This window comes from Niveispirillum sp. SYP-B3756 (assembly GCF_009495745.1).
GTDB lineage: Bacteria > Pseudomonadota > Alphaproteobacteria > Azospirillales > Azospirillaceae > Niveispirillum.
In genome coordinates, this window is the sequence record NZ_WIDQ01000003.1 from 71987 (window position 1) to 91834 (window position 19848).

General features: G+C 62.4%; 15 protein-coding genes. 12 read left to right on the plus strand and 3 right to left on the minus strand.

The features are described 5' to 3' along the window. Positions 1-158 precede the first annotated feature (158 nt). From GE253_RS07375 to GE253_RS07395, 5 genes are all read left to right on the plus strand, one after another. A complete protein-coding gene (locus GE253_RS07375) occupies positions 159-2105 on the plus strand; it encodes a PrkA family serine protein kinase (protein ID WP_153203505.1) in 1947 nt (648 codons plus the stop codon). 129 nt (positions 2106-2234) lie between these two features. After that, complete coding sequence (locus GE253_RS07380; RefSeq protein ID WP_153203506.1) at positions 2235-3554, plus strand: YeaH/YhbH family protein; 1320 nt, start codon at positions 2235-2237, stop codon at positions 3552-3554. Beyond that, positions 3551-5140 (plus strand): SpoVR family protein, encoded by a 1590-nt coding sequence (locus GE253_RS07385; RefSeq protein ID WP_153203507.1) that lies wholly within the window; start codon positions 3551-3553, stop codon positions 5138-5140. The genes GE253_RS07380 and GE253_RS07385 overlap by 4 nt, the downstream gene beginning before the upstream one ends. 155 nt (positions 5141-5295) lie before the next feature. Then, on the plus strand, positions 5296-5718 hold the full coding sequence (locus GE253_RS07390; protein WP_153203508.1) for an RT0821/Lpp0805 family surface protein: 423 nt from the start codon (positions 5296-5298) through the stop codon (positions 5716-5718). A gap of 30 nt (positions 5719-5748) precedes the next feature. Next, positions 5749-7071 (plus strand): serine hydrolase, encoded by a 1323-nt coding sequence (locus GE253_RS07395; protein ID WP_153203509.1) that lies wholly within the window; start codon positions 5749-5751, stop codon positions 7069-7071. 71 nt (positions 7072-7142) lie between these two features. Here the strand turns inward: GE253_RS07395 and GE253_RS07400 are convergent, their stop codons facing one another. Beyond that, a complete protein-coding gene (locus GE253_RS07400; protein ID WP_173012544.1) occupies positions 7143-7484 on the minus strand; it encodes a hypothetical protein in 342 nt (113 codons plus the stop codon). Positions 7485-7923: 439 nt separating this feature from the next. On the opposite strand from GE253_RS07400, the gene GE253_RS07405 reads away from it, so the two are divergent. From GE253_RS07405 to GE253_RS07415, 3 genes are all read left to right on the plus strand, one after another. Next, the gene (locus GE253_RS07405) at positions 7924-9627 is read left to right on the plus strand and encodes a methyl-accepting chemotaxis protein (protein WP_153203511.1); all 1704 of its coding nucleotides are present in this window, start codon (positions 7924-7926) and stop codon (positions 9625-9627) included. A 135-nt stretch (positions 9628-9762) separates the two neighbouring features. Beyond that, positions 9763-10695, plus strand: coding sequence for a tetratricopeptide repeat protein (locus tag GE253_RS07410; protein ID WP_173012545.1), 933 nt, complete (start codon positions 9763-9765; stop codon positions 10693-10695). 87 nt (positions 10696-10782) lie between these two features. Further along, positions 10783-11757, plus strand: coding sequence for a glycerophosphodiester phosphodiesterase (locus tag GE253_RS07415; protein ID WP_153203513.1), 975 nt, complete (start codon positions 10783-10785; stop codon positions 11755-11757). Positions 11758-11760: 3 nt separating this feature from the next. Here GE253_RS07415 and GE253_RS07420 read toward each other — a convergent pair whose 3' ends face one another. After that, the gene (locus GE253_RS07420; protein WP_153203514.1) at positions 11761-12765 is read right to left on the minus strand and encodes a hypothetical protein; all 1005 of its coding nucleotides are present in this window, start codon (positions 12763-12765) and stop codon (positions 11761-11763) included. 1 nt (position 12766) lies between these two features. Then, the gene (carA, locus tag GE253_RS07425) at positions 12767-13951 is read right to left on the minus strand and encodes a glutamine-hydrolyzing carbamoyl-phosphate synthase small subunit (RefSeq protein WP_247878539.1); all 1185 of its coding nucleotides are present in this window, start codon (positions 13949-13951) and stop codon (positions 12767-12769) included. Positions 13952-14323: 372 nt separating this feature from the next. Between carA and GE253_RS07430 the strand changes: the two genes are divergently transcribed. From GE253_RS07430 to rpoD, 4 genes are all read left to right on the plus strand, one after another. Further along, positions 14324-14782: a GatB/YqeY domain-containing protein gene (locus GE253_RS07430; protein WP_153203515.1), complete on the plus strand. Its 459-nt coding sequence runs from the start codon at positions 14324-14326 to the stop codon at positions 14780-14782. Between the two features lie 11 nt (positions 14783-14793). Next, the gene (locus GE253_RS07435) at positions 14794-15651 is read left to right on the plus strand and encodes a GNAT family N-acetyltransferase (protein WP_153203516.1); all 858 of its coding nucleotides are present in this window, start codon (positions 14794-14796) and stop codon (positions 15649-15651) included. A 125-nt stretch (positions 15652-15776) separates the two neighbouring features. Beyond that, a complete protein-coding gene (gene dnaG, locus GE253_RS07440) occupies positions 15777-17645 on the plus strand; it encodes a DNA primase (protein WP_153203517.1) in 1869 nt (622 codons plus the stop codon). Between the two features lie 190 nt (positions 17646-17835). Next, positions 17836-19785 carry an RNA polymerase sigma factor RpoD gene (gene rpoD / locus GE253_RS07445; protein WP_153203518.1) on the plus strand — a complete coding sequence of 650 codons (1950 nt, stop codon included), beginning with the start codon at positions 17836-17838 and terminating at the stop codon, positions 19783-19785. Positions 19786-19848: the final 63 nt, after the last annotated feature.

Consider the following 19848-nt stretch of genomic DNA (forward strand, 5'->3'; position numbering starts at 1 on the left):
CACCTCCCTTCCACGAATTGCCATAAGGGTCGTCCGCGTTTGCCCGGGCGCCGCCGCTGCCAGCCCCCGCTTCGCCCCCTGTTGGAACCGCCACCGGTCCAGCAATACCCGGCCTCATACCCGATGGCCGGACCGGTTGCCGATGAAGGAGAGTGCTCATGAGCTTGGTCACGGACCTGTTCGCCAGCTACGCCAGCACCTATGAGAGCCGCCGCGATATCGAGATGTCGCTGTCCGAGTTTATGGAGGGTTGCCGCGACGAACCGCTGCGCTATGCCAGCGCTGCGGAACGCTTACTGGCCGCCATCGGCGAACCGGAGGTGATCGATACGGCCAAGGATGCGCGGCTAGCCCGCATTTTCATGAACCGAACGATCAAAGTCTATCCGGCCTTCACCGAGTTCTTTGGCATGGAGGAGACGATTGAGCGTATCGTCGGCTTCTTCCGCCATGCGGCCCAGGGGTTGGAGGAACGCAAGCAGATCCTCTATCTGCTGGGCCCGGTCGGCGGTGGCAAATCCTCGCTGGCCGAACGGCTGAAGGCGCTGATGGAGGAGCAGCCCATCTATGTGCTGAAGGCCGGCGACCAGATCAGCCCGGTCTTTGAAAGCCCCTTGGGCCTGTTCGACCCCGCCAAGATGGGACCGGTGCTGGAAGAACGGTTCGGCATACCCCGCCGCCGCCTGAACGGGCTGATGAGCCCCTGGGCGCTGAAGCGGCTGGACGAATTTGACGGTGATATCCGCCGCTTCCGCGTGGTGAAGCTGCGCCCGTCGCGCCTGCGCCAGACCGGCATCGCCAAGACGGAGCCGGGCGACGAAAATAACCAGGATATCAGCAGCCTGGTCGGCAAGGTCGATATCCGCAAGCTGGAGCTTTACAGCCAGAACGATCCCGACGCCTACAGCTATTCCGGCGGCCTGAACCGGGCCAACCAGGGAATGCTGGAATTTGTCGAGATGTTCAAGGCACCGATCAAGATGCTGCACCCGCTGCTGACGGCGACTCAGGAAGGCAATTATATCGGCACGGAAAATATCGGTGCGCTGCCCTTTCAGGGCGTCATCATGGCCCACAGCAATGAGGCGGAATGGCAGAGCTTCAAGAACAACAAGAATAATGAGGCGTTCATCGACCGTATCTGCGTGATCAAGGTGCCCTATTGCCTGCGTGTGACCGAAGAACAGCGCATCTATGAAAAGCTGATCAAGACGTCGGAACTGTCGGCGACCCCCTGCGCGCCGGCAACGCTGGAAATGCTGGCGCGTTTCACCGTGCTGTCACGTCTGCGCGACCATGGCAATTCCAACCTGTTCAGCAAAATGCGCGTCTATGATGGTGAGAGCCTGAAAGAGACGGACCCCAAGGCCAAGACCCTGCAGGAATATAAGGATGCTGCCGGGGTGGATGAAGGCATGAACGGCATTTCCACCCGGTTTGCCTTCAAGGTGTTGGCCAGCACCTTCAACTACGACAATACAGAGGTGGGGGCTGATCCAGTCCACTTGATGTATATCCTGGAACAATCCATCAAACGGGAGCAGTTCCCCGATGAGACGGAGAAGAAATATATCGAGTTCATCAAGGCGGAACTGGCCCCGCGCTACGCCGAATTCATCGGCAACGAAATCCAGAAAGCCTATCTGGAAAGCTATCACGATTACGGCCAGAACCTGTTCGACCGTTACGTCGATTATGCCGATGCCTGGATTGAGGATCAGGATTTCAAGGATCCCGATACCGGTCAGCTGATGAACCGCGACCTGCTGAACCAGGAACTGACCAAGATCGAAAAGCCCGCCGGCATCGCCAATCCCAAGGATTTTCGCAACGAGGTGATGAAATTTGCCCTGCGGATGCGGGCCAATAATGGCGGGCGTAATCCTTCCTGGACCAGCTATGAGAAGTTGCGCGATGTCATTGAGAAGCGCATGTTCAGTCAGGTGGAAGAATTGCTGCCGGTGATCAGCTTCGGGTCGAAGAAAGACAGCGACACGGAGAAGAAGCACAGCGAATTCGTCAACCGGATGATGGCGCGCGGCTATACCGAACGCCAGGTTCGCCGGTTGGTTGAATGGTACATGCGGGTTAAGCAGGCTGGCTAAGACCGTTCCCTCAGACGAAATCCCCACCGCCGGCCCTAATCCCGGCCGGCGGTTGAGGAACGGGAAAGGCTCCCGCCGCTTCTGGCTTTCTGGAAGCACGGGATGCGCCAGTGAAAGGACGGTGCAACCTTGTTCACCATTGTTGATCGACGCCTGAACCCTTCCGGCAAGTCCCTGGCCAACCGTCAGCGCTTTCTGCGCCGGGCCAAGGAACAGGTGATGCGGGCCGTGCGCGATGCCTCCGCCAAGCGGGGCATCAAGGATATCGATATGGGCGGGGACATCAGCATCTCCCCCGACGGTATCAAGGAACCGACCATCCAGCGCTCGTCCACCGGTGGCGCGCGGAATTACGTGGTGCCCGGCAATAAGGAGTTCATGACCGGCGATAAGATCAAGCGCCCGCCGCAGGGCGGCGGGGGCGGGCAGGGCAATGAAGGGGCTGATGATGGCGACGGCCAGGATGAATTCCGCTTTGTGCTGAGCCGCGAGGAATTCATCGATTTGTTCCTGGAAGATCTGGAACTGCCCGATCTGGCCAAGCGCAAGTTGGCCGTGACCGACAGCCTGGATTGGCACCGGGCCGGCTATTCCGTTTCCGGCTCGCCGACCAATCTCAACCTTGTGCGCACCATGCGCAATTCGCTGGCCCGCCGCATCGCGCTGAACCGCCCGACGGGGGAGGAGATCAAGGCGCTGCGGGCCGAGATCGACGATCTGGAACGCACGGGCCATGACCGGGCCCGGCTGGCGGAGGCGCGGGAGGAGTTGACCTTGCTGCTGCGCCGCACCCAGCGCATCCCCTATATCGACCCGGTGGATGTGCGCTACAACCGGTTCGACGCCACCCCGCGCCCAGCCGCCCAGGCAGTGATGTTCTGCCTGATGGATGTCTCCGGCTCCATGACGGAGCATATGAAGGATTTGGCTAAGCGCTTCTATATGCTGCTCTATCTGTTCCTGACGCGCCGTTACAAGCATGTGGAGGTGGTGTTCATCCGCCATACCCATAAGGCGCAGGAGGTGGATGAGGAGACCTTCTTCTACAGCCCCGAAACCGGCGGCACTGTGGTGTCCACGGCGCTTGAAGAAATGCAGCGGGTGGTCGATGCGCGCTTTCCGCCATCGGAATGGAACATCTATGCCGCGCAAGCCAGCGATGGCGACAATGCCCTGTCCGATAATGGCAAGACGGCACAGTTGATGAAGGAGGTCATTCTACCGATCTGCCAATATTACGCCTATATCGAGGTGGGGCAGGATGGCATGTCGCCCGGTCTGGCCTATGGTGGCGGGGCGCGGGAAACCGATCTCTGGCGCACCTATAAATCAGTCGCCGAACCGGTGCTGGCCATGCGCCGGGTGACGCAGCGGCGGGAAATCTACCCTGTCTTCCGGGAGCTGTTTGCCAAGGACGGGGTGGCGCAACAGGCGGAGGCCGGCGCATGAGCATCATCACATCACTGGGCAATGTGCTGGGCGGCGGCGCTGCCGCCAGCGGCGAACCGCTCTATCAGGGGGCGGACTGGGATTATGACAAGGTCCGCCGGGTCTATGATGCCATCGAGCAGGTGGCGGTGCAGGATCTGGGGCTGGATACTTATACCAACCAGATTGAGGTGATTACGTCGGAACAGATGCTGGATGCCTATTCCAGCATCGGGATGCCACTTTTCTATAAACATTGGTCCTTCGGCAAACATTTCGCCCGTGACGAGGCCATGTATCGCAGCGGCCAGCGCGGGTTGGCCTATGAGATTGTCATCAATTCCAACCCCTGCATCAGCTATATCATGGAAGAAAACACCATGACGATGCAGACGCTGGTGATTGCCCACGCCGCCTTCGGCCATAATCATTTCTTCAAGAATAATTACCTGTTCAAGCAATGGACCGATGCGGACGGCATTCTGGATTATCTGTCCTTTGCCAAGGAATATATCGGCAAGTGCGAGGAACGGTTCGGCCATACGGCGGTGGAACGGGTGCTGGATGCCGCCCATGCGCTGATGAACCATGGCGTCCACCGCTATCCCCGCCGCCGCACGCCCGACCTGCGCAATGAGGAACGCCGCGCGCGGGAGCGGGAGGAACACCGGGAGCGCACTTTCAACGACCTCTGGCGCACCGTACCGGGGAAGGCGGGCGGGGCCAGCCCGCTGTCGGACCGCGACCGCCGCCGCGCCATGCTGGAACTGCCGGAGGAGAATATCCTCTATTTCCTGGAGAAGAAGGCGCCGCGTTTGGATGGCTGGCAGCGGGAGCTGCTGCGCATCGTCCGCCATGTGGCGCAATATTTCTATCCCCAGCGCCAGACCAAGGTGATGAACGAGGGCTGCGCCACCTATTGCCATTACCGCATCCTGCAAACCCTGCATGAGCGCGGGCAATTGACCGATGGCGCCTGGATGGAGGCGATGCACAGCCACACCAATGTGGTGTTCCAGCCGGACTTCGATGATCGGCGCTATAGCGGCATCAATCCCTATGCGCTGGGATTCGCCATGATGCAGGATATAGAGCGTATCGCCAGCAACCCCACGGCAGAGGACCGGGAATGGTTCCCCGATCTGGCCGGCCGGGGCGACCCGATGGGGGCGTTGCGCGATGCCTGGGCCAATTACCGGGATGAAAGCTTCATCCTGCAATATCTCTCCCCGGCGCTGATCCGCAAATTCCGCCTGTTCCATGTGGCCGATGATGCGCGCGACCCGGAAATGAAGGTGGCCGCCATCCATGACGAGCGGGGATATCGCGCCGTGCGCCACGCGCTGGCGCGCCAATATGACATTGCCTGGGCGGAGGCCGATATTCAGATCGTCGATGTCGATCTGGTGGGCGACCGCCGTTTGATTCTGGAGCACCGGGTGTTGAATCAGGTGCTGCTGGACGAGGCGTCGACCAAGGCCGTGCTGCAGCATCTGGCCGATCTCTGGGGCTACGAGGTCGAACTGGAGGAGGTCGACCCTGCGACGGGGGCCCGGCTGAAGAAGCACACCATCGCGCCCCGGCGCGTTCTGGGTAGCCCGATTTAGGCGTCCGCCCGGCGGCTTCTATCCGCAGGGGCCGTCATGCTTTGGCCACCATTTGCCGCATAGATTGCGGGGCCAACCCATTTAACAGTCTTGCTTTGCCGGGCGCTGGTTGGCAAACAGGCGGCTCCCTATTCTTGTGGATCGAAGTGGCAGGCATGATGCGGCGTCTTGCAGGTTTCCTGATGGTTTTGGCGGTGGCCGGCTGTGCCAGCAAAACCCCACCCGCCCCACCCGAGGCGGCGTCTCCGCCGCCGCCGCCAGCTGCGCCGGCCAAGCCCACCAGCATCATCATGGATGCCGGCGATCTGGCGGCCGTCCAGGGGGCGCTGCGTGAGATGGGCACCAAGCCGGTGGATCAAGTGGTGGGCTGGGCTAACCCGCTGACCGGCAAGCGCGGTGCTGTGAAGGTGCTGCGCGATGGTTATGATGCGCAGAACCGGCCCTGCCGTGAATTCCATTCCGTGGTGATTCTGGACGACATGTATCAGCACACCACGGGTTTCCTCTGCCGCCAGCCCGATGGCGCCTGGGAAGTGGTGGATGCGCGGGAATACCCGCTCTACACCCACCGTCGTTAAGCTGACGCTTCCACACCCGACGGGGTTCCCATGCGGCGTATCATCCTTGCTTCCACCGCCATTGCCCTGACCGCCATCGGCGCGGCGCTCTGGCTGGTGCCAGGCGGGGAACGGGTTTCGGCCCCCGTGGTGGCTGTGCCGCCACCCCCCCCACCGCCGCCGATCATGGCGGCGGTGCTGAAGGGCGGTCCCGGCGGGCTGCTGCCGGTGGCCGATCCGGACGCCTTGACCCTGTCGGAGGAGGGGGTGAAGGCGTTGACGGATTTCGCCCGTCGCAGCCACAGCCAGGCCCTGCTGGTTTGGCAGGCGGGGGCCTTGCAGCTGGAATATTATGATCCCGCCCTGCAGCCGGGTGACCGGCTGGACGCGGCGGGGTTGCTGCCGGGTATCCTGGCCCTGCTGACGGGCATTGCCCTTCAGGATGGCACTCTGGCCGGGATTGATGATCCGATCAGCCGCTACCTGCCTGAATGGGCCGGCGACGCCCGTGGCCGCATCACGGTGCGCCATCTGCTGGAAGGCAGCAGCGGGCTGACGCCGCCGGCGGTTCCGCCCGGCGCCGATGCGGCTGCCTGGACGCTTTCCGCTGAACTGGTCGCAGAGCCGGGCACCCGCTTCGCCCCCAACGGCTATGAGGCACAATTGCTGGGTCTGGTGCTGTCCCGTGCGCGCCATCAGCCGGTGGCGGATTATCTCGCCACCGCGCTTTGGCAGCCATTGGGTGCCCGGGATGCCAGCCTGGAAGCGGGCAGCAGGACCGGTGCCGCCTATCTGCAATGCTGCATGAAGGCGACGGCCCGCGATTGGCTGCGTCCCGGCCTGCTGCTGCTGGAGGATGGGCGGGTTGGAGCCGATACCCTGGTGCCCAGGCCGTGGCTGGATCTGATGCTGCGACCGAATGGCCATTCCCGCAATGATGGCTGGCGCCTGCGCCTTGGCTGGCCCTTTGATCCGAAGGGACCGGTGGCCGCCAAGGCACCCTTCACCGACGGGGATACGGTTTTCATGGCGGGGGAGGATGGCAGCCGGCTCTACCTCTCAAAGGCGAGGGAGCTGGTGATTCTGCGCCTAGGCGCCCCGACGCCGGATTGGGATGAGGCCACCCTGCCGAATCTGGTTTCACGGGCCAGCACCCTGGCGGCAGCGGAACCCCGCAGCGTAAATGGCAAGAGGGTGAAGAAGGCCAATGATCTCAACGGCAAGGTGGCCATGCCTCCGATCACCAGACCGCCACCGATTCCCAAGGTGACGGTGGAGCCGCTGGAAGATGGTGGGCACAGCAACACGGCCCCCAACGACCGCCCCCTGACCAATCTGCCTGCCCCCGACCTGCCGCAGAATACCAAGCCCTGATCCCGGGTCACTGATCCGGGATCAGGCTGGCCTCCAGAAGCGGGATAAGTCAGTCCCATTCAACACTGGGTTTATTTTGATTTGTAAGCACGCAACTGTTTGTTGAAGTCTGCGGCAAGCTTTTCCATGCGCGCGGACGCATCGTTGTAACGCTTTGTCCAGTCGCCACTGCTCTTGCCTTTGCCCTCGAACTCCAGGCAGGCCAGAAATTCCTGCGTTTCGGCGACATACGCCTTCACTGCCTTCTGGGCGGCGACCATGTCGGATTCAGCGGCAGAGGCGCCATCAGGAACGGTCGGCGGATCGTTCAACGTGCACTCGGCATGGGCGACGCCCGATATCATGAAGCTCGCGATTGTCACTGCCAGCGCAGTCGCTTTTTTCATATCTTGCAGCCCCTCTTCTTGTTGCAAAGTACTAACCTAAGACCGTCATGAAGCAAGTGCGATACTTGACGGGTACAGGCGGAATGCTGCAGCGCACTACCAACAATGGTTAAGAGCGTCCTCCAGAAGGCAACTTCCGCAGGGGTTAAGCTTAACACATGCTGGATAATCGAACGTTAATGCTATTCCGCATCGAATTCAGTAGATACGCCTACATTTTCCCAACAAGCTCGTTTATACCTATTCGAAAGGATGGTGCCAGGGCAAGCGCCAATCCCACTTTGGGATGGTGGGATTAATATAAAAGTTTATGCAATCCTGGTTTTGTTTGCCCGGTGGGAGCCGACAGTGCCCAAACAATAATAGGGCGCGTAAAGAGGATGCCATGGTCCGCCGTGCCATCCGTCAAGGGAAGGTTGAGTGGAGCAGGTTGCGTTGCTGAGAAGGACAGGAAAGGTTAGTCGAGATGAGCAATTTTAATCGGACCATGCGGCCGGCCGGTAGCCCCGCTCCGGCCGGGTCTGGCGGGCTGTTCAGTAATTGGTCGATCAGCCGGAAGATCACGTTTGCGATTGCCATACCGATCATTATCGGTCTTGGCGCCGTGATCGCCCTCAGCGCTTCTGCCATGCGTTCGTCGATGCTGGAACTTTCCAAGCGCTCGGAAAGCCAGGTCACGGAAATGATGGCCGCGCAGATGTCTGCCGCCGTCCGTTTCAAGAATGCCGACGCCATCGCCGACAGCTATGCCGACCTTGCCACGGCCAAGAACACCAGCCTGGCCTTTGTGCGTGTGCTCGACAGCGATGGTGAGTCGCTGATCGAATATCCCAGCAAGGACAAACCGCTGCCGGCGGGGATGATTCCGTTCGAACCGGCGAAGGCGCAGATCGCCAAGTCGGTAACGGATGTGAAAATCCTGGATCTGGGCGATTTCCTGGTTGTGCAGGCCCCCGTCCGCGCCGGTGCCAACCGTGATCAGGTGGGCACGCTGACCGTGGCATGGAGCCGGGCCAATCTGCAGGCCTCCATTGCCGACGCGGTGATGGGCAACACCCTGATCGCTCTCGTCGTTCTGGCCGTGCTGATCGGCATTCTGGTGATACTGCTGCAGAAGATCGTCGGCACGCCGCTGAAATCCATGCAGGGTGCCATGTCCAAACTGGCGTCTGGCGATCTGACGGTACAGATCACCGGTACCCAGCGCGGTGACGAGATCGGCGCCATGGCCCAGTCGGTGCAGGTCTTCAAGGACAACGCGATGGAGATGGACAATCTGCGTCGTCGCCAGGAGGAGGCGGAACGTCAGGCTGCCGTCGAGAAGAAGGCGGCCATGGAGAAGCTGGCATCCGACTTCGAAAGCTCCGTCAAGGGCGTGGTCTCGGAAATCTCTGGCGCCTCCAGTCAGGTGCAGTCCACCGCCGAGGGGTTGTCTGCGTCGGCTGAGGAAAGCCGCGCTCAGACCAGCGCCGTGGCTGCGGCCACCCAGCAGGCGTCCGCCAATGTGCAGTCGGTGGCCAGCGCCACTGAAGAGCTGGCCGGCTCGCTGGCGGAGATCAGCAATCAGGTCAATACCTCGGCCCGCATCGCCCGCGATGCCGCCAAGACCGCCGAGAAGACCAATGGCACCGTGCAATCGCTGGCACAGCGCGCCCAGTCCATTGGCGACGTAGTGAAGCTGATTTCCGACATTGCCAGCCAGACCAATCTGCTGGCGCTGAACGCCACGATCGAGGCGGCGCGCGCCGGTGAAGCCGGCAAGGGCTTCGCCGTCGTGGCCTCTGAAGTGAAGAGCCTGGCCAACCAGACGGCCAAGGCCACGGAAGAGATCGCCAGCCAGATCACCACGATGCAGGACGCGACCAAGGAGGCCGTGGACGCCATCGTTGTGATCAGCCGTACCATTGCCGAGATCAACGACATCTCCGAAATGGTGGCCGGTGCGGTGGAAGAGCAGGACGCGGCGACCAAGGAAATTGCGCGCAATGTCCAGCAGGCCTCCATGGGCACGATGGAAGTGACGCGCAATATCGAAAGCCTGGAGGAAGTGGCGCACCAGACCGGTTCGTCGGCGACCGACATGCTGGGTGCTGCGCGCAACATGGCCCGCCAGTCGGGCGAGTTGGGGCGGACCGTCGATCAGTTTCTGGCCCAGGTGCGCAGCGCCTGATCAGGTTCGGGAGGTCCGCCGTTCGTCCGGCTGCCGCCCGACTTTATACAAAGCTTTCCTGTTTGGCCCCCGCACCCGATGGTGCGGGGGCTTTTCATTGCTCCTGCCCTGATGCATCCTGAGACGGGAGGAACCATGCGACGTCACATCTTGGCTTTGGTCATTTCAGGCATCTTTCTGGCGGGCGTGCCGGCTGCGGTGGCGGAAGAGGTGCCGGGCCCTTTGGACCGGCTGGAGCGGTCCTTCCTGGATCTGCGGATCTGGCTGTGGCCAGATGACCCCAATGTGCGTCTGGCGCGGGCCAATCTGCTCTATCATCTGGAAGAGCTGGACGCGGCCTTGGCAGATTATGACCGTGCCATCGCCCTTCAACCCTCGCCCGCCGCCCATATGCGCCGCGCCCAGGCGCGCAGTCACCATCCTGATGACCGGGTGCGAAAGGGGGCCTATGACGACCTAGCCGCCGTGCTGGTTGAAATGCCGGGTTTTGATCGCGCTATCGACATGCGGGCGACAATGCGTATCCAGGATGGCGCCTATGATGAAGGCATCGCGGAAATCGATACGCTGTTGGAGAGTTATCCGGACGCCGATATGCTGATGCGCTTGCGGGGTGACTTGTCCGAAGCGGCGGGACGGTCGGCCGATATGAGGGACATGTTGGTTGAACTGGCGGAAAAGCAGCCTTCGCCCAGCCTGCTCAACCATCTTTGCTGGGTGCGGGTGACACGGAATATAGAGCTGCAAGAGGCCTTGGAAAATTGCGACGCGGCGCTTGCCGAAGCCCCAGAATTCGCCGAAGCGCTGGACAGCCGGGGCGTTGTGCTGCTGCGGCTGGGGCGCCCGGCAGAGGCGATTGCCGCTTTCAACATGGCCCTGGCGAAAGAGCCTGATATGGCGCCCTCGCTCTATATGCGCGGCTTGGCGCGCTTGTGGTTGGCCCGCAAAGACCCGGCAGAGGCGGCCCTGGCGGAGGCCGATCTGCAAGCCGCCCTCGAACTCGACCCGGAGGTGGAGGAGGATTATCAGGCCTATGGGTTGACACGCCAATGGGCGACGGGTGGTTGAGTTTTCACGTAAACTTCATGCCACCCCCTTTTGCCGGTCGCTACAGTCAGCACCCTGACGGATGATCCGGTTGATGGTGGAAAATTGATGTCTTTCAAGCGTCTGGCGCTGGTCGCCCTGTCCTCCCTGCTCTTGTCCGGTGCGGCGGGGGCCTTTGATCTGGAAGCCCATCGCGGGGGACGCGCCTTGTGGCCGGAAAATACCCTGCCGGCCTTTGCCAATGCCATTGCTCTTGGTGTGACGACGCTGGAACTGGATACCGGCATCAGCAAGGACGGCACCCTGATCATTGCCCATGAGCGGCACGTGGATACCCATCTGGCCCGTGGGGCCGATGGGCAATGGGTGACGGCGCCGACGCCTTCCTGGCACAGCCTGACTCTGGCAGAAATCGGCCGCTATGATGTGGGCCGCATCCGCCCAGACAGCGATTATGCCAAGCGGTTCAGCCGGCAGCAGTCGATTGACGGTACCCGCATTCCCACCCTGGCCAGCCTGTTCGATCTGGTCAAGGCGAAGGGGGCCGATCAGGTCCGCTTCAACATTGAAACCAAGATCGACCCGACCGCACCGGCCGACACGGTGGACCCGGAACAGTTTGCCCACACGCTGGTGGAGGCGGTGCGCAAGGCCGGGATGGAAAACCGCGTGACGATCCAGAGCTTCGACTGGCGGACCTTGCTGGTGGTGCAGCGTATCGCACCGGCCATCCCCACCGCCTATCTGACCATCGATGATCCGGAAGAAAGCAACGTGACCGGGCCGAAGGCGGCGGCCTGGACGGCCGGCTTCGCCCCGGCGGACCATGGCGGCAGCGTTCCGGCGGCGGTGAAGGCGGCCGGCGGTAAAGTCTGGTCGCCCTATTACCGCAATCTGAGCAAGGAACTGGTGGCCCAGGCCAAGGCGTTGGGCCTTCAGGTGCTGCCTTGGACGGTCGATGACGCCGCCGCCATGCGCCAACTGATCGACTGGAAGGTGGATGGGATCATCACCGACGATCCCATCCTGCTGCGCCAAGTGATGGCGGAGAAGGGGCTGGCCCTGCCGGCGGCAGGGCACTGAACCTTAATCCAGCCAGCGGGAGGTGACGGGTGGCAGCTCGCCCCGCCACTCGGCCACTTCCTTGGCGACCTTTTCCAGCGCCCGCTGATCACGATAGCGTTTGCGGGCTCGGTTATTGTCACCCTTGACCAGCATGTCCTGCAGGCGGGCGGCGACGCGGGGGTCGCCAATAATGACCTGACGCCAACGTTCAAGGCGCAGTTCCGCCACGCAATCAACAATGGCCTGCGTCGCGGGGCGGCGGCCCAGTTTGATCGCAACCGGGGCCAGCCGGGCCGCCACCGACGATGCGACATCATGGGGCATCAGCGGGAAGGACGCCTGGACAGCCTCCGCCAGACTGGACCGCAAATCCTCGCCGCGCTGGCGGTCATTGCGCGTGCTGCGCTTGGCGGCGATTTCCATACGGCGGGCGCTATGCGCCAGCACATCGGCCACCACCTCCGCCCCATCTTCATCCTGCCACAGGATGGGGGCATCGGCGATGCGTTCCCGTACAGCGGCAGGCAGGGCAGGGTGGTCGCCATCCGCCTGGCGTACCAGTTCCAGCTTCAGCAGCGATTTCAGCGAGCGTTCACGGCCTTCCTGACCGGCCAGCCACTCGGCCAGCGGCAGGGGGGCTTGCTTGGCCAGACTGTCCATCGCTTCCAGGTCGGCACCGGTCCAGCGGCGGCCATGCAGCAGCCGTTCGGTCCGTTCGCGCAGCAGGGCGCGGGCCTGATCGCGCGGCAGGGCCGGTTCCTGCTGCACCAACTGCCAGACATCACCAGTCAGCCGGCCCAGTGCCCAGCCGCCATGGCTGGCGATGGGCGTGTCGGTGGGGAAGCTGCCATCGGGCAGGTTCCAGCGGTCGCTGACCCGCAGCAGGCCACGTTCATCCAGCAGCGCCTCCCCACCGGGGGAGCGCTGGATGACGGGCCATTGCCCCACCAGGGCGGCCAGCCCGTCCGGCATGGCGGACGGACGGTTCAGTTCACCTAGGCGGAGCGCCCTGGTAAAATCGCTCACCTCAATACCGCCCTTCGATGGCATCGATGAAGCGGCTGAACAGGTAGTGGCTATCCTCCGGCCCCGGGCTGGCTTCCGGGTGATATTGCACGGAGAAGACCGGGCGACCCTTCAGGCGGATGCCTTCATTGGTGCCGTCAAACAGGGACACGTGGGTCACTTCCACAGTGTCCGGCAGGCTTTCCGGCAGCACGACGAAGCCATGGTTCTGGCTGGTGATTTCCACCACGCCCGAGGCCAGATCCTTCACCGGATGGTTGGCACCGCGATGGCCCTTTTCCATCTTCTCCGTCCGGCCACCCAGGGCCAGGGACAGCATCTGATGGCCCAGGCAAATGCCGAACACCGGCTTGCCGCTATCAACGATGGCCTTGATGGTCGGCACGGCATAGGTGCCAGTGGCGGCCGGGTCGCCGGGGCCGTTGGACAGGAAGACGCCATCGGGGTTCAGTGCCAGGATATCGGCGGCGGGCGTGTCGCCCGGCACCACCGTCACCTTGCAGCCCGATGCCGCCAGACAGCGCAGGATATTGCGCTTGGCACCGAAATCGATCGCCACGACATGGTGCTTCGGCTCGGTCTGCTTGCCATAGCCTTCCTTCAGCGACCAGATGCTTTCATCCCAGCCATAGCTCTGGCGGGTGCTGACATCCTTGGCCAGATCCATGCCTTCCAGGCCGGGCCAGGACTTGGCCAGCGCCAGCAGCGCCTCCAGGTCGAACTTGCCATCGGGCGCATGGGCGATAACGCCGTTGGGGGCACCAACATCCCGGATGCGGCGGGTCAGGCGGCGGGTATCGATCCCGCTGATGCCGACCACATCATGCGATTGCAGCCAGTCATTCAGATGGCGCGTGGCGCGCCAGTTGGACGGCTCCGTCACATCGGCCTTCAGGATCAGGCCGCGCGCCACCGGCGTCAGCGTCTCGATATCCTCAGGATTGGTACCGACATTGCCGATATGGGGGAAAGTGAAGGTGATGATCTGGCCGGCATAGGACGGATCGGTCAGGATTTCCTGATAGCCGGTCATGGAGGTGTTGAAGCATACCTCACCCACGCGATGGCCGGCGGCGCCGATGCCGCGCCCCCAGAACACCGATCCGTCTGCGAGAACCAGAACGCCAGTGGCTCCGGTCGGGGCGGGCGCGTGGGTGGGGGAACCCATCGACGGGGTGTCGGTCATCGGCGGCGTACCTTATGATCAGTGGCGATGCCCGGGGGCGGGCACCCAAAAATGGTTGGCCACCCGCTGAAAAGCGGGGCGGCCTGCCCGCGGGGCGTCGCGCCCCATCCGTCACCCGCTGGGTTCGCACCCTCTGGGTTATGGCAGGTCGCGCCGATACCGCGCGCCGGCCGGGGCCGGAACGGTTCGGGCGTTGAAATAGACAATCGCGTTACAGCGGTCAACCCGACCTGTGCGCGCCCCTGCTAAGCGTCACCATGCAGGGGGCAAACATACAGGGGTTTCTTACTGGGGTTTCCGAATGGCTGGCATTTGAAGCTTATGTTGTTTACTCTTCGCCCCTGTTTTTCTGGATCAACCCCGAGGTATGTCATGTTGCGTCAGACGCTGAACGAGGCCCTGAAGGATGCGATGCGCGCCAAGGATCAGCGCACCGTTGCCACGGTGCGTCTGATCATCGCCGCCCTGAAGGACCGCGATATTGCCGCCCGTGGCCGTGGCCAGATGGATGGTGTGGACGATGCCGAAATCCTGGCCATGCTGCAGACCATGGTGAAGCAGCGCCGTGAAAGCATCACCATGTATGAGCAGGGTGGCCGTCAGGAGCTGGCCCAGCAGGAAGCCGAAGAAATCACCGTCATTGAGAATTTCCTGCCCCAGCAATTGGATGAGGCGGCGACGCGGGAGGCCATTGCCGCCCTGATCGCGGAGATCGGTGCCACCGGCGTGAAGGATATGGGCAAGGTGATGGCCGAACTGCGCGGCCGTTTCGCCGGCCAGATGGATTTCACCAAGGCCAGCGCCATCGTGCGCGAAAAGCTGGTGAGCTGAGAGAGGGCGCTTTGACACGTATCGCTCGGCTGATACCGGGGGATGAGGGGCGGCTGGATGCCTATCTGGCCGGCCACCCGGCCACGTCACTATTCCTGCGCTCCAACCTGCGCCGTGCCGGGCTGGTGGATCAGGGGCGGCGCTTCCACGGCCGTTATGCGGCGGCCCTGACGGCCGAGGGCGATATTGTCGGCGTCATCGCCCATTGCTGGAACGGCAATATGCTGATCCAGGCGCCGCCTGTGCTGGCGGTGGAACTGGCGCGCCATCTGATGGCGGATGGTGATCGGCCGCTTTGCGGCTTGGTTGGGCCCTTGGCGGCGGCAAGGGCTGTGGCGGAAGCATTTTCCGAACTATCCTTCCAGCGGGGCGGGGCGGAGGATCTGTTCGACCTGTCGCTGGATCGGCTGGTCGTCCCACCCCTGTTGAGCAGCGGTGCCTGTGACTGGCGACGGGCGACGGCGCAGGATATTCCCCTGCTGGCCGGCTGGCGGGTGGATTATTCTGTGGAGGCGCTGGAGGCAGTGCCGGATGCCACCCTGCGGGCGCAGGCAGAAGCCGATATCGCTGCCGGCGTGCAAACGGGCGACGTGTTTGTGCTGACCGGGGCCGATGGGGCGATTCTCTCCATGGCCACCCATAATGCCCGCATCCCGGATACGGTGCAGATCGGCGGGGTCTGGACCCCGCGCGACTTAAGGGGCCGGGGTTATGCCCGTGCTGTGGTTGCCGGTGCCCTGTTGGCCGCCCGCGATGATGGCGCGCGGCTGGCGGTGCTGTTCACCGGCAAGGAGAACGAGCCGGCGCGGCGCGCCTATCTGGCGCTGGGTTTCCAGGTCATCGGTGATTACGCCATCCTGCTTCATTGAAGCGATGGGCTGTGGATAACTCAGCAACCTGGGGATAAGTCCGCTGCCACATGGCGCGGCGGCTGGTGCATGTTGTATGGTCAACGGCTGATCTGTCTGCCCGTTGATGGGAAGTCCGCCTTCACATGGCCCTGCCGCCGCAGTTTTTGGAAGAGTTACGTACCCGCATTTCCGTATCGGAGGTGGTGCAAAAACGTATGCGCCTGATCCGCGCCGGGCGGGAATTCAAGGCGCCCTGTCCCTTCCATAATGAGAAGTCGCCCAGCTTCTACGTCAACGACCAGAAGGGCTTTTTTCACTGTTTTGGCTGTGGTGCCCATGGCGACCAGATCGGTTTCGTCATGCGCTATGACAACCTCTCTTTCATGGAGGCGGTGGAGAATCTGGCGGGTGAGGTGGGCATGGCGGTGCCCAAGGCCACCCCGCAGGAGCGTGAACGGTTCGAGCGGCAGAAATCGCTCTATGATCTGGTGGAACGGGCGGCCAAATATTACGAGCAGCAATTGTTCAGCCATGGCGGCCGCATGGCGTTGGATTATCTGCGCCGGCGCGGGCTGGATGGCGACGGCATCGCCCGCTTCCGTTTGGGTTATGCCCCGCAGGACGGGGCGGGGCTTTATGCAGTGCTGACGGAGGCCGGCTATGGCGAGGCCGACATGATCGAGGTCGGGCTGTTCAAACGGCCCGAAAACGGCAAGGCGGTGCGCAATTTCTTCTGGAACCGGGTGATGTTCCCCGTCACCGACCGGCGGGGCCGGGTGGTGGCCTTTGGTGGGCGCGTGCTGGAAGGGGACGGGCCGAAATATATCAATTCGGCCGAAAATCCGCTCTTCCATAAGGGGCACATTCTCTATGGCATGTCGCGGGCGCGGCAGGCGGCGGCCGATGGTCAGTCCCTGATCGTCACCGAAGGCTATATGGATGTGATTTCCTGCGTTCTGGCAGGGTTTGAGGGGGCGGTGGCACCGCTGGGTACCGCCCTGACGGAAACCCAGATCCAGGAGCTGTGGAAACTGGCACCGGAGGGACGTCGCCGGCCCATCCTCTGCTTTGATGGCGATAATGCCGGCCGGCGGGCGGCGCAACGGGCGGTCGAACGTATCCTGCCGGTGCTGACGCCGGAAGTATCGGCCCGCATTGCCTTCATGCCGGAAAAGGAAGACCCGGACAGCCTGATCCGGGGTGGCGGCAAAACAGCGTTTGAGGCGGTGCTGGATCGGGCCCTGTCGCTGGAGGATTTCATCTGGGAATATGCCCGCCAAGGCAATGAACCGCGCACGGCGGAAGGTCGGCTGACCATTGAAAGCACCATCAACCAGTTGACCGACGCTATTGCCGACAAGTCGGTGCAGTATAATTACCGCGCTGCCCTGCGCGATAAATTGCGCGCCGCCATCCGGGGGGCGGGCTTTGCCGAGGGTGGTTCGCGCGGCTTCGGCGCTGGCGGTGGCCCGCGCCGCCAGCGTCCGGGTGAAATCCCCGTCAGCCATTTGTGGGACAGAAGCCATCGCAGCGGCGCCATCCTGACCGATCCGCGCCGGCGGGAACGCTGGCTGCTGGTCACCGTGCTGCATCATCCCGCCCTGTTCGAACAGGTGGGGGAGCTGTTGGGCCAGGCGGATTTCAGCGATCCGGCGCTGGAAATGCTCCGTCAGGCACTTGTTGCATGTCTGACGGCCGAATCAGCACTTGACGCGGAGGGCTTGAAGCGCCACCTGTCTCTGCGCGGCTTTCAAGAGACGCTGGATAGTCTGCTGAGTGCAGACGCGCCGAAGTTTGCGCAACCAGGAGCGTCCATCGAAGCGGCGAAGAGTGGCTGGCAGGAGGTTTGGTTAGGCTCCGAGGTGACATTGCTTCAGCAGGAACTGCGGGAAGCCGAGCGACGTTTCGCTGAAACCTTCAGCGAGGCCGATCTGGCACGCTTGCGATTGCTTCAACAGGAAGTGCTGAACCGCCGGGGGCATACCAATGATCCCGATCAGGATGGGGGATGAGGGCACATGCCAGTGGGTGTCGGTGCCATCATTGCCTGCTCATGCCAAAACTGTGTCTTGGCCGACACAGTCGTATGTCACTCTTTGATTTTATAGCCAGGACAGAGATTGGTGGATGACCGGGTACTTGCCCGAGTCGTCCATTTGCGTTTACCGGTGGCAGCCTTGAAGGTACGGGGGCAGCGAGCGAATGGCGACTAAAGCGGCGCAGACGGCGGAAGTGTCGGAGCAGCGTGAAGAGGAAGCGAACGGCCCTCTGATGGACGGCATGGCAATTGCCGTCAAGAAGATGATCGCGCGGGGCAAGGAGCGTGGCTACGTCACCTATGACGAGCTGAACGCGGCCCTGCCGCAGGACAGTTCGTCTTCCGAGCAGATCGAAGACACGATGGCGTTGCTGTCCGAGATGGGCATCAATGTCGTCGAGGCAGAGGAACAGGAAGAGAGCAGCGGCGAAGCCGGCGACGGCGAAGGCCGCCAGTCCGGTAACCTGGACGATGATGATATTGGCCGCACCGATGACCCGGTGCGCATGTATCTGCGCGAAATGGGTTCGGTTGAGCTGCTGTCACGCGAAGGCGAAATCGCCATCGCAAAGCGCATCGAAGCCGGCCGGGAAATGATGATCGGGGCGATTTGCGAATCGCCGCTGACCATTCAGGCCATCATCGAATGGCATCAGTCGTTGCAAGACGGCAAGATGCTGCTGCGCGATATTATCGATCTGGATGCCTCTTACGGCGTTGACCCGGAATCGGGTGAACTGCCGCCGGAGACGCTGGATGGCCCCGCCGCTGACCGCGAGGAAGAAGAAGGCGAGCGTGCCGAGGGGGAAGGCGAGGGCGCCGGCCCTGCTGCTGATGGCGAGGAGGAGGGCAATGTCTCCCTTTCCGCCATGGAAGCCGAGCTGAAGCCCAAGGTGCTGGAAACCTTCGGCAAGATCGAAGAGGCCTATGAGCGTCTGCACAAGATGCAGGAGCTGCGTCTGGCGGCCTTGCAGCGCGGCGAAGAGGTTAAGGGCGTAGACAAGAAGTACGAAAAGGTGAAGGCCGAATTGACCGAGCTGGTCAATTCCGTGCGCCTGAACAATGGCCGTATCGAACAGCTTGTCGAACAGCTCTATGCCCTGAACCGCAAGCTGCTGGGCTTTGAAGGCCGTCTGCTGCGTCTGGCCACCGATTGCCGCGTGAAGCGTGAAGACTTCCTGCAGCATTATTACGGGTCGGAACTGGACCCGAACTGGCTGGATCGCTGCAAGAATATCTCCAAGGCCTGGGGCCGTTTTGCCGAGCGCTCCTCGCAGGAGGTTGCCCGCGTTCGGGAAAATATCGGTGACGTCTCCAGCCAGGCCCGGCTGCCGATCGGTGAGTTCCGCCGCATCGTCTCCACCGTGCAGAAGGGCGAGAAGGAAGCCAGCCGCGCCAAGAAGGAGATGGTGGAAGCCAACCTCCGTCTCGTGATCTCCATCGCCAAGAAGTATACCAACCGTGGCCTGCAGTTCCTGGATCTGATCCAGGAAGGCAATATCGGCCTGATGAAGGCGGTGGATAAGTTCGAATACCGGCGCGGTTACAAGTTCTCCACCTATGCGACATGGTGGATCCGGCAGGCGATCACCCGGTCGATCGCTGATCAGGCCCGCACCATCCGTATTCCCGTGCACATGATCGAAACGATCAACAAGCTGGTGCGCACCAGCCGTCAGATGCTGCACGAGATCGGGCGGGAGCCGACACCGGAGGAACTGGCCGAGCGGTTGATGATGCCGCTGGAAAAGGTCCGCAAGGTGCTGAAGATCGCCAAGGAGCCGATCTCCCTGGAAACGCCGATTGGCGATGAGGAAGATTCGCATCTGGGCGATTTCATCGAGGATAAGAACGCCGTTCTGCCCCTCGATGCCGCCATCCAGGCCAATCTGCGGGAGACCACCACCCGTATACTGGCCACCCTGACCGCCCGTGAGGAACGTGTTCTGCGGATGCGCTTCGGCATCGGCATGAACACCGACCATACGCTGGAGGAAGTGGGCCAGCAGTTCAGCGTGACCCGCGAGCGTATCCGCCAGATTGAGGCGAAGGCGCTGCGCAAGCTGAAACACCCGTCGCGTTCCCGCAAGCTGCGCAGCTTCCTGGATACGTGATCGGTTCGGTTATGCCTCTCCCCGTCCGACAACGGGCGGGGAGGGGATACGAAAAACCCCGCC